At 75.6% G+C, this 11,108-nt stretch carries 8 protein-coding genes; 4 read left to right on the top strand and 4 right to left on the bottom strand.

Annotated features, from left to right (window positions below; all coding sequences use genetic code 11):
• Positions 1-31 precede the first annotated feature (31 nt).
• On the bottom strand, positions 32-871 hold the full coding sequence (locus ACWGB8_RS25090; protein WP_452215836.1) for a LysR substrate-binding domain-containing protein: 840 nt from the start codon (positions 869-871) through the stop codon (positions 32-34).
• Positions 872-930: 59 nt separating this feature from the next.
• Between ACWGB8_RS25090 and ACWGB8_RS25095 the strand changes: the two genes are divergently transcribed.
• Entirely contained in the window at positions 931-1,365 is a 435-nt protein-coding gene (locus ACWGB8_RS25095; RefSeq protein ID WP_452215837.1) for a DUF5997 family protein, read from the top strand.
• Positions 1,366-1,465: 100 nt separating this feature from the next.
• Here the strand turns inward: ACWGB8_RS25095 and ACWGB8_RS25100 are convergent, their stop codons facing one another.
• Entirely contained in the window at positions 1,466-2,431 is a 966-nt protein-coding gene (locus ACWGB8_RS25100) for an NADP-dependent oxidoreductase (RefSeq protein ID WP_452215838.1), read from the bottom strand.
• 70 nt (positions 2,432-2,501) lie between these two features.
• On the opposite strand from ACWGB8_RS25100, the gene ACWGB8_RS25105 reads away from it, so the two are divergent.
• The 3 genes from ACWGB8_RS25105 to ACWGB8_RS25115 all read left to right on the top strand — a co-directional run bounded on the left by ACWGB8_RS25105 (position 2,502) and on the right by ACWGB8_RS25115 (position 8,616).
• The gene (locus ACWGB8_RS25105) at positions 2,502-3,503 is read left to right on the top strand and encodes a GlxA family transcriptional regulator (RefSeq protein WP_452215839.1); all 1,002 of its coding nucleotides are present in this window, start codon (positions 2,502-2,504) and stop codon (positions 3,501-3,503) included.
• A 312-nt stretch (positions 3,504-3,815) separates the two neighbouring features.
• Entirely contained in the window at positions 3,816-5,561 is a 1,746-nt protein-coding gene (locus ACWGB8_RS25110; protein ID WP_452215840.1) for a glycosyltransferase family 2 protein, read from the top strand.
• A gap of 16 nt (positions 5,562-5,577) precedes the next feature.
• On the top strand, positions 5,578-8,616 hold the full coding sequence (locus ACWGB8_RS25115; RefSeq protein WP_452215841.1) for an acyltransferase family protein: 3,039 nt from the start codon (positions 5,578-5,580) through the stop codon (positions 8,614-8,616).
• A gap of 124 nt (positions 8,617-8,740) precedes the next feature.
• Here the strand turns inward: ACWGB8_RS25115 and ACWGB8_RS25120 are convergent, their stop codons facing one another.
• Together ACWGB8_RS25120 and pgk are read right to left on the bottom strand one after the other, a co-directional pair.
• Positions 8,741-9,901 carry an iron-containing alcohol dehydrogenase gene (locus ACWGB8_RS25120; RefSeq protein ID WP_452215842.1) on the bottom strand — a complete coding sequence of 387 codons (1,161 nt, stop codon included), beginning with the start codon at positions 9,899-9,901 and terminating at the stop codon, positions 8,741-8,743.
• Entirely contained in the window at positions 9,898-11,103 is a 1,206-nt protein-coding gene (gene pgk / locus ACWGB8_RS25125) for a phosphoglycerate kinase (RefSeq protein WP_452215860.1), read from the bottom strand. The genes ACWGB8_RS25120 and pgk overlap by 4 nt, the downstream gene beginning before the upstream one ends.
• Positions 11,104-11,108 lie beyond the last annotated feature (5 nt).

The raw sequence follows: 11,108 nt of genomic DNA on the forward strand, positions 1-11,108 counted from the left end.
GGCCGTGCCGGTCCGCCGCCGCCCGCTGGGATCAGGAGCGCCGCTTGGGCTTCGAGCGGCCGGTCGCGGCGCGCGGGCGGCCCGCGCCCTTGGCCCCCGGGGCCGGCTTCTGCTGCTTCGCCCCGGACTTCTGGCCCGCCGACTTCTGGCCCGCCGACTTCTGACCGCCCGCCTTCGGTGCGCCGGCCTTCTGGCCCGACCTCGGAGCGCCGCCGGACCGCGCGCCGCTCTGCTTCGCCTCGTCGGCCGGCCGGTCGGCGCCGCGTCCGCGCGAGCTGTTGACCGTCCGGCCCCGGACGATCCCGATGAACTCCTCCACCAGGTCGGTCGTGCGGTCCTCCCGCCAGGAGAGCGCGACCTGCGACTGCGGGACGTCCACGGCCGGCCGGTAGGTGAGGTCGCGGCGGTGGTGCAGCCGGGCCAGCGACTGCGGCACCAGCAGCACGCCCACGTTCGCGGCCACCAGCTCGATCGCGTCCCCGGTGGTCGCCGGGCGCTCGATCGCCGGCCGGCCGGGCAGCTCCGCCCAGCCCAGGGTGTCGTCGAGCGGGTGGAAGACCACCTCGTCGGCGAGGTCGGCGGCGGACACCTCCTCGGCCGCGGCCAGCCAGTGGTCCTTGGGGAAGACCACCACCGTGGTCTCGGTGTAGAGCGGGATCGCGCTGAGCAGCGTCCGGTCGACCGGCAGCCGCACCAGGCCGGCGTCCGCGTCCCCGCCGCGCAGCACCTGCTCGCCCTCGGTCCCGGTCAGCGCCACCAGCGAGAGCGGAACGTCCGGCAGCCGCTCCTCCCAGACCCGCACCCACTTGCCGGGGGTCACTCCCGGGACGTACGCGAGCCGGAACAACGGGTTCACCTGCATCTCTGTCACGCAGCAAGGCTACCGAGCGTGGTCCGGACGGGCACACGCACTCACGTACCCTTACCTCCATGACATCGCTCAAGCCGAAGACGTCCCAGACCATGAAGCCGGCCACCGCCGCCAAGAAGCTGGGCGTCCACCTCGAAGCCACCCCTGCCGAGTTCCAGGAGGGCGTGGTCTCCCGCGAGGAGCTGAACGCGCTGCAGAGCGAGCCGCCCGCTTGGCTGCAGGAGCTGCGCCGCAACGGGCCGCACCCGCGTCCGGTGGTCGCGGCGAAGCTCGGTGTCTCCATCTCCGGCCTCGCCCGGGGCGGGGTGACCGAGGCGCTCACCACCGAGCAGATCGAGGCCCTGAAGGCCGAGGAGCCCGAGTGGCTGCGCCGCGAGCGCGCCACCCAGGCCGACGTCCGCAAGGAGGCCGTGCGGATCAAGGACAAGGCGACCGAGAAGGCCGCCGAGAAGGCCCCCGCGAAGCCGGCCGGACGGGCGGGCACCCGCCGCTAGGGCTTGGGCCGCACGGAACGGCACCTCGACGGCTCCCGGCACCCGCCGGGGGCCGTCGTGCTGCGCCGGCTCCGCGCCCCGTCGCCGGGCCCGCCCGGGGTCAGGCGACGGACAGGACGATCTTCCCTGAGGTCCGGCCGCCCTCCCCCCGGGCGTGCGCCTCGGCCGCCCGCTCCAGCGGGAACACCGCCTCGACGTGCGGCCTCAGCAGGCCGTCGGCCAGCAGCGCGGCGATCGCCTGCATACCCGCCCGGTCGGCCTCGACGAGCATCGTCGTGACCCGCACCCCGAGCCGGGCCGCGCGCCCGGCCTCCTCCGGGCCGCCGCCGCCCGCCCGGATCGAGACCAGCAGGCCGCCGGGGCGCAGCACCTCCAGCGAACGGGTCCGGGTGTCGCCGGAGAGCGGGTCGAGGACCACGTCGACGTCCCGGACGGCCGCCGTGAAGTCGGTGGTGCGGTAGTCGATCACCTCGTCCGCGCCGAGGGAGCGCAGGAAGTCGTGCTTGGGCGCGCTGGCGGTGCCGATCACGTACGCGCCGCGGGCCTTGGCGATCTGCACCGCGAAGTGGCCGACGCCGCCGGCCGCGGCGTGGATCAGCACCCGCTGCCCGGGGCGCAGGTCGGCGGTGTCGACGAGCGCCTGGTACGCGGTGAGCGCCGCGAGCGGGACGGCCGCCGCGTGCACGTGGTCGATGCCCTCCGGCTTGTGGGCGAAGGCGCGGGCCGGGCCGGTGACGTACTCGGCGTGCGAGCCGACGCCGTGGGGGTAGGGGAGCATGCCGAAGACCTCGTCGCCGGGCGCGAAGAGGGTGACGCCGAAGCCGACGGCCGCGACGACGCCGGAGACGTCCCAGCCGAGGACGAGCGGCAGGCGGTCGAGGAAGAGCGGTTCGGCGCGGTGCTTCCAGTCGGTGGGGTTGACCCCGGCCGCGCGGACGGCGACGAGGATCTCGCTCGGGCCGGGGACGGGTCGCGGCAGGCGGGTCGGGCGCAGCACGTCGGGGGCTCCGAGGACGTCCTGACGGACGGCCAGCATGGTGGCGGGGGCGCCGGTGTTCTCGTTCATGCCGTCCAGCCTCAGGCAGGGCGTGCTCCGGGGCCATGGCACGATGGCCGACTTTCGATAGGATCGTGCCATGGAACGTGCCGCGGCCCTGGAGGCGGGAGAGCTCCGGGGGCCTTCGGCGCACCGGGTCGCCGTGCTCGCCCTCGCCGGCGTCTATCCGTTCGAACTGGGCATCCCCAGCCGGGTGTTCGGGGCGGCGGACGGCCGGTACGAGGTGCTGACCTGCTCGGTGGACGGGCAGCCGGTGCCGACCACCGCGGACTTCTCGGTCACGGTCGGGCACGGCCCGGAGGTGCTGGCCACGGCCGACACGGTGGTGGTCGCGCCGTTCGACCACGCGCGGGTGCTGCGGGAGCTGCCGCCGGATGTGGCGGCGGCGCTGGCCCGGGTGCGGCCCGGGACCCGGATCGTGTCGATCTGCACCGGCGCGTTCGTCCTGGCCGCCGCGGGCCTGCTGGACGGCCGACCGGCGACCACGCACTGGAAGCTGGGCGAGGTGTTCCGGCGCTGGTTCCCGCGGGTGGCGCTGGACCCGGACGTGCTGTTCGTCGACGACGGCGAGCTGCTGACCTCGGCGGGCGCGGCCTCCGGGCTGGACGTCTGCCTGCACCTGGTGCGCCGGGACCACGGCAGCGCGGTGGCCAACCAGGTGGCGCGGCTGTGCGTGGTGCCGCCGTGGCGGGACGGCGGGCAGGCCCAGTACATCGAGCACCCGGTGCCCGAGGGGTCCGGGCCCGGCACGGCCGCCGCCCGCGCGTGGGCGCTGGAGCACCTGCGGGAGCCGCTGTCGCTGGCCGACCTGGCGGCCCGGGCCCGGATGAGCCGGCGCACCTTCGCGCGCCGCTTCCAGGACGAGGTGGGGATGAGCCCGGGGCGCTGGCTGATCCAGCAGCGCGTGCTGCGGGCCCGGCAGTTGCTGGAGTCCAGCGACCTGCCGGTGGACGAGGTCGCCGGGCAGGTGGGCTTCGCCACCGGCGCGTCTCTGCGGCAGCACCTGCACGCCGCGATCGGGGTCACCCCGCTCGCCTACCGCCGCACCTTTCGCGGCGGCCCCGGCGGCGCGGCGCATTAGGGCGCGTCGGGCGGGCCGGCCGCTCGTGCCGGGCGAGGCCGGCCCGACGGAACCGGGCAGCCCGTCAAAAGGCCCCGCCGGAGGGGGCCTCCGGCCTCTTCCGTGACGCCGGACGGCACGGAAGTTGCGCCACTGTTAACCCTGCTGCGAACTGGCGACCCCCGGGCCCACCTGCCGTTACGGTGCAATGAGGACCGCACTCGTGCCCCTCCGGGCAGTCCTCGTCCCACGAGCCGACCTACGAAACCATTGGTCTATACCAATGGGGTACTGTGGCCGCGGAGCTGTCAGAAACACGGCTGTGGGGGCCACATGACTGTCCAACACCTTCCGAAACCTCCTTCCGACCAGGAGCTCTACTGGTACTTCGGGCCGCAGCGCCGCTGGGTGCTGATCTGCACCTCGCTCGCCTTCGCCTTCACCGCGGCGACCATGTTCACCTTCTCCCTGCGGACCCCGGCCCTCTGGGCCTTCCTGGCCGTCCTCGGGCTGAACGTCGTCGCCCTCGTCCTCTCCTCCGTCAACGGGCTGCGCCAGCGCCGGCTGACCCGGCACTCGCACGAGGTGCTGGTCCACGCCTGGAACCCCGGCGACCTGCCCACCGTCGACCTCTACCTGCCCACCTGCGGCGAACCGCTCGACGTCCTGGAGAACGCCTACCGGGCCGTCGGCGCGCTCGACTGGCCGAACGCGCTCACCGTCTGGGTGCTCGACGACGCCGACCGGCCCGAGGTCGCCGCCCTCGCGGCCGCCCACGGCTACGAGTACGTCGTGCGCCCAGACCGCGGCCACTTCAAGAAGGCCGGCAACCTCAACCACGCGCTCACCCTGAGCAGCGCCGAGTACATCGCCATCCTGGACGCCGACTTCGCGCCCCGGCCCGACTTCCTGCGCCACCTGGTGCCGTACTTCGCCGACCCGCGGATCGGCATCGTGCAGAGCCCGCAGTGCTTCGACACCGACGAGGGCATGGACTGGATCCAGCGCGCCGCCGGCTCCGCGCAGGAGTGGTTCTTCCGCTGGGTCCAGCCCTCCCGGGACGCCAGCGACGCCGCGATCTGCTGCGGCAGCAACGCCGTCTACCGGCGCACCGCGATCGACGCGGCCGGCGGCTTCGCCCGGCTCGACCACAGCGAGGACCTCTTCACCGGCCTCGCCCTCTACGAGCAGGGCTACCGCACCCTGTACGTCCCGGTGCTGGTCGCCAAGGGCACCTCGCCCGACAACCTCGCCTCCTACGTCAACCAGCAGTACCGCTGGGCGATGGGCAACCTGCACCTGCTCGGCTCGCCCGTGCTCAAGCGGATCCGCGCTCCCCGGCGGATGCGGCTCTGCTTCTACGAGGGCATCGTCGGCTACCTCGCCGCCACCGTGAACGTCTTCGTCGCGCCACTGCCGCCGCTGGTGATGATGTTCTGGTACCCCGACCAGATCCGGCCCTGGCACGTCCTGCCGCTGCTCGCACCGCTGTGGCTGTGGCACGTGCTGCTCCCCCGGATCAGCCGCACCCGCTGGCGGATCGAGGTGATCCGCTCCAACGTACTGATGAGCGTCGCCGCGGGCGCCGCCTACTGGCACACCCTGCGGGGCCGCAGCGCCGCCTGGGTGCCCACCGGCGCGGGCCGCACCCGACCCGGCGGACTCGCCCGCCGGGTCGTCCTGGTCTCGCTGCTCTGGCTCGGCGCCTCGCTCGGCGCGGCCGGCCTCGGCCTCGGCCTGGCCGTCGCCCGCAACGGCTGGGAGCCCACCTGGGGCCTCGGCCTGTACGTCGCCGTGCAGGCCCAGATCGGCCTGCCGCTGATCCGCGACCTGCTGCGCGAACTGCGGCCCGCCCGACCGGAAGTGACCGCCGCCCGCGACACCGCGCCCGGCCGCCGCACCGCCCGCCCGGCCGCCGCCCGGCTCTCCGCCTGGACCGCCGCGCTCAACGGCCGCAACGCCGCCGCCGGCATGCTCCCCCGGCGCTGGCCCGAGGCGCTCGCCACCACCGCCACTCTCGTACTCACCGCTCTGCTTGCCTCCGGCTGGGTCAGCCCGATGCTGCCCTGGCTGAGGTGAAAGGTCGCCACCTCCCATGTCATCGACCACGGTTCCGGAACTCCGTCCGGAGACCTACACCATCCCCGGCCCGCCGCGCGGCGGCAGCGGCTCCCGGAGTTCCGACACTCCGGACAGCGCGCCCCGCGCGGGCTTCCGCCCCGACATCGAGGGCCTGCGCGCGGTCGCCGTGCTCGCGGTGCTCGCCTTCCACGCGTCCGTGCCCGGCCTGGCCGGCGGCTTCGTCGGCGTGGACGTCTTCTTCGTCATCTCCGGCTACCTGATCACGAACCTGCTGGTCCGCGAGGCCGTCACCACCGGACGGATCCGGCTCGGCGAGTTCTTCTCCCGCCGCGCCCGCCGACTGCTGCCGTCCGCCGCCGTGGTGCTCGCCGCCGTCGCGGTGGTCGGCGCCTGGCTCACCGTCCCGCTGCGCCGCGCCGACCTGGAGCACGACGTCCTCGCGGCGGCGCTGTCCGTCGCCAACTGGCGCTTCGTCTCCCAGCAGACCGACTACCTCGCCGCCGCGCGCGACGAGAGCCCGCTGCTGCACTTCTGGTCGCTCGCCGTCGAGGAGCAGTTCTACCTCGGCTGGGCCCCGCTGCTCGCCCTGCTGGTGTACCTCGCCGCCCGGCGGGCGGTCCGGCGCGGCGCCGCCGTCCGGGCCGCGGCCACCGCCGCCGCCCTGCTACTGACGCTCGGCTCCTTCGCCCTGGCGCTGCACTGGACGCAGAGCTCGGTCTCCCTGGCGTACCTCGGAACGCCTTCCCGCGTCTGGCAGTTCGGCGTCGGCGCGCTGCTCGCCCTGCTGCCCTGGCACCGGCTGCCGGGACCGCGCCCGCTGCGGCTGCTCACCGGCTGGGCCGGCGCGCTCGCCGTGCTGGGCTGCGTCCTCGGGTACGACTCCGCCACCCCCTACCCCGGCTGGGCGGCCCTGGTGCCGACCCTCGGCACCGCCGCCGTCCTGCTGGCCGGCACCCCCGACCGCACCGGGCACCCCGCACAGCAGCGCGGCCCCGGGGTGGACCGGCTGCTCGCCGCCCGCGCCCCGCGGGCGATCGGCCGGCTCTCCTACAACCTCTACCTGTGGCACTGGCCCGTCCTGGTGCTCGCCGAGGCCCGCCTCGGCAGCCTGGACTGGCCCGCCAAGGTCGCGCTCACCGCGGCCGCCGCGCTGCCCGCCGCCGCGGTGCTCCGCTGGGTCGAACAGCCGCTGCGCCGCAACCGCACCGTCGTGGAACTCCCGCGCCGCGGGCTGTCGCTGGGGCTGACGGCGGTCGTCGTCCCGGTGGTGCTGGCGCTCGTCGTCGGCACCGGCACCCTGCGCGCGCTCGGCCCGGCCGCGCCCGTCGACCTGCTCGGGCTGCCGCCGGGCTCCGCCGACGGCACCACCCTGCTGGCCCGCACCGGGGCCCCGCCGAAGGACGGCCCGATCGTCCCGGACGCCCTGCAGGCCCGCAAGGACTTCCCGCCGGACGGCGCGTGCGAGGTCGACCCGGCCGCCACGAGCAGCCCGCCCTGCCTGTTCGGCGCGACCGCGAGCCCGGACCGGATCGTCCTGCTCGGCGACTCGCACGCCGGCCAGTGGTTCTCACCGCTGCTCGCGATCGCCGCCCAACGCCGGTGGGCGCTGGAGGAGTTGGTCAAACAGGGCTGCCCGCTGCCGGAGATCCCGGTGATCAACCCGCAGTTGGGCCGCAGCTACCGCGAGTGCGACACCTGGCGGGCCGAGGCGCTGGCCCGGATCACCCGCGGCCCCAAACCCCGGCTGATCGTCGTCGGCTCGCTCAACCGCTACACCGACGACCGCGAACTCCTGCTGCAGGGCTGGGAGAAGACCCTCGCCCCGCTACGCGCGCTCGGCGTGCCGATCGTCTACGTCGAGGACACCCCGGTGCCCGGCACCGACGTCCCCGCCTGCATCTCCGGCCACACCGGGGACCCGGCCGCCTGCGCGTTCGACCGCGGCCGCGCCGTGCTCCCCGACCCGCTCGCCGGGGCGGTCGCGGCCGGCCGGCTGCCCGGCGTCCGCTCGATCGAGGTGAACTCGGTCATCTGCCCCGGCTCCGGGCGCAGTTGCCCGGCGGTGCTGGAGCGCATCCTGCTCTACCGGGACGACTCCCACCTCACCAACGTCGCCGCCGTGGTGCTCACCTCGCGGATCGAACGGCTGCTCACCGAGGCCGGGGCGCTCCCCGGCGGCGCACCGTCCCCGGCCGCACCCGCCGGCACCGCCGGAACCGCCGGACCCGACGGCTGGACCCGGGTCTTCCGGGACGACTTCGACGGACCGGCCGGCAGCCGCCCCTCCGCCGCCGACTGGCAGTACGACCTCGGCACCTGCTACCCGGGCTGCCCGGCACCCCAGTGGGGCACCGGCGAGGTCGAGACGATGACCGACTCGACCGCCAACGTCCGGCTGGACGGCAGGGGTGCCCTGGAGATCGTGCCCACCCGGGAGAACGGGCAGTGGAGTTCGGGCCGGATCGAGTCCCGGCGCGCCGACTTCACGGCCCCGCCCGGCGGAGTGCTGCGGATCGAGGCGGCCATCGCCCTGCCGGACGTCACCGGGCCCGCCGCGGCGGGCTACTGGCCGGCCTTCTGGACGCTCGGCGCACCGCTGCGCAACGGCTGGACCGGCTGGCCGGCCGTCGGCGAACTCGACGTGATGGAGAACGTCAACGGCCGGGACGCCGTCTTCGGCACCATGCACTGCGGCACCGCCGAGGGCGGACCCTGCCGCGAACCGCAGGGCCTCGGCTCGGGCGACGTCCCGTGCACCGGCTGCCGGACGGGATTCCACGCCTTCGCCGTCGAACTCGACCGCACCCCCGGGGCCGAGCAGGTCCGCTGGTACCTGGACGGCCGCGAGTACCACCGGGTCGCAGCCGCCGCCATGGACCCGGCCACCTGGGACCGGGCGGTCGACCACGGGCTGTTCCTGATCCTCAACGTGGCCGTCGGCGGCAAGCTGCCGGACGCCTTCGGCGGCGGCCCGACCACGGCCACCGAGCCGGGCCACCCGATGCGGGTCGACCACGTCACGGTCTCCACCCGCCCGGGCACCCGCCCCTGAACACGCGGTCGGGCCCGGCCGTCCTTCCCCGGCGGCCGGGCCCGTCCGCGTACCCACCGCTACCGCGCGGGGCCCGCCCGGCGCCTCCGCGACAGTGCGGCGGTACGGCACGGCCGTACAGAACCTAGGCGCCCAGGGAGGCCCGGTAGAGGCCGCGGACCAGGTCGGTGTCGACGGTCGGGTGCGGGTCGTTGTCCAGGTTGCCGCTGAGGCCCGCGACGAAGGTGTCGATGTCCCGTTCGGTGTACCCCTGCGCGGTGAGGGTGGTGCCCAGGCCGGTGTCGGCGAGCAGCGCGCCGACGGCGGTCGCGGCGTCCCGGTGGTGGAGGGCCTCGGCGACCCCGCCGAAGGCCTCCGCGGCGAACTCGCCGGCGCTGCGGATCCAGGTGGGGTAGAGCAGGGCGAGACCGCGGCCGTGCGAGAGCGCGTTGCCGGGGACGGCGCCCATGGCCTGCTGGAGCCGGTGCGGCAGGCAGGTGCTGACCGTAGTGACGTTCACGCCGCCCAGCAGCGCGGCCAGCGCCATCGCCTCGCGGGACTCGGGCGTCGCCTCGCCGCGGGCCAGCCGCGGCAGATGCTCGCGGATCAGGCCGAGGGCCCGGTGCGCGTACGCCCGGCTCTGCTCCGTCGCGCGCCGGGCGACGGCCCCCTCGACGGCGTGCGCGAGGGCGTCGAAGCCGCTCTCCAGGGCGACCGCGACGGGCAACGGCTCGCCGAGGTCCGGGTCGACGATCGCGATCCGGGGGGCCACCGCCGCACCGCGGATGCCGGACTTGAAGACCCGGACGGTGTCCGTGACGATGGCGCCCTGGGTGACCTCCGAACCGCTTCCGGCCGTGGTCGGGACGGCGACGATCGGCAGGGCGGCGGCACCGTCGGGCAGGGTGCGGCCGATCAGCTCGCGCACGGTGTCCGCGTCGGCGGCGACCGCCACGGCCTTCGCGGCGTCGATGGCGCTGCCTCCGCCGAGGCCGACGACCACGTCGCAGCCGGCCGCCCTGGCGACCCCGAGCGCCTCGTCGATCTCGTCCGAGCGGGGATTGGCGCTGATCCGGTCGAAGACCGTGACGGCGAGCCCCGCGGCGGCGAGCGAGCCGACCGCCCGGTCGAGGATGCCGTGGCGGCGCATCGCGGTCCGGCCGCAGACCAGCAGGGCGTGCCCGCCCAGCGGCGCCGTGAGCGGGCCGAGCCGGTCGAGGGTGCCGCGGCCGAGGACCACGCGGGTGGGGATCGGCAGCGCGGTGAGGTCGAGGGCGCCCTCGACGGTGGGCAGGTCGGTGCTCATGGGTGCGGCTCCTCGCCGTGGGTCGTAGCGGGGTGGGTCCCGGGCTCCCCGGGCGCGGTCCGCCTCGCATTGTCGGCGAGTGCCTCGAACACCGCGCAGGTGCCCTCCACCAGGTACTGCAGGGCCGAGCCGCCGCCGGTGGAGCGCGGGCCGTCCCAGGGCAGTTCGGCCACGGTGTCGCCGCCCAGCAGCAGGGTGCGGCTGCGCGCGCCGGACCGCGCGGCGAGCACGGCCGCGGCGGCGTGGTGGTTCCCCTCGGCGTACCGGCCGGGGGTGCCCGCGACCAGCACCCGTTCGGCGCGGTGGACCCGGTCGAGCGCCCACGGCTCGATCTCGAAGTCGACGACGGCGTGGTCGTCCGGCACCCCCCGGTCGAGCGGCAGCCGCCGGACGGTGCCGTCCGGCCCGGCCGCCACGACGACGCGCGGCAGGTGGAGACCCCGGCCGCCGGTGCGCTCCAGGACCGCGCGCGCCGCCTCGGCGCAGCGGGCCGGGTCGCTGCCCAGCTCGGAGCGGCCGATCCGGTGGCCGCTCACGGCGAGCAGGGTGTTGAGCACCACGCCGCCCGGGATCACCAGGCCGTGGGTGCGGGTCAGGCCGACGAGGCCGATCAGGGTCTTCTCCGGTTTGACCCCGCCGAGCACCGCGACCGACGCGTCGCCGCCCGCGCCCGCCGCCCAGGGGTCCAGGGCGCGGCTCTCCTCGACCAGGCCGGCCGTCGCCCAGCCGGGCAGGTGGTCGAGCAGACCGGTGTTGGAGGCATGGCGGCGGTGGGCCTTGGAGAAGCCGCCGATCGCCACCCGATCGCCCAACCCGGCCAGCTTGCCGGCGAGTTCGGGGTCTCCGCGCTCGTCGCCCGGGTCCAGGCGGGTGTTGCCGAACAGGGCGATCTCGCCGGGCTGCAGCTCGCGGGCCCAACTCCGGGCGCGGGCGGTGGAGTTCTCCGGAAGGTAGCGCACCGGCCGGCCCAGCCGCGCGGCGAGGTGGGCGGCGAGGTAGTCCAGGTGGCGGGCGCTGCCGTCCTTGGCGCTGCCCTGGTGGCTCACCAGGGCGACCCGCGCGCCCGCGTCCGACAGCCGGGCCAGATCGGCGAGTTCGACGTCGATCCGGCCGGTGTCGGCGAGCGCGGGACCGACGTTGAAGCCCGCCGAGTAGATCCAGCGCTCGCCGGGCACGGGCGTGTGCTCGGCGAGCAGCCGCATCGCCG

Source organism: Kitasatospora sp. NPDC054939 (assembly GCF_053610105.1).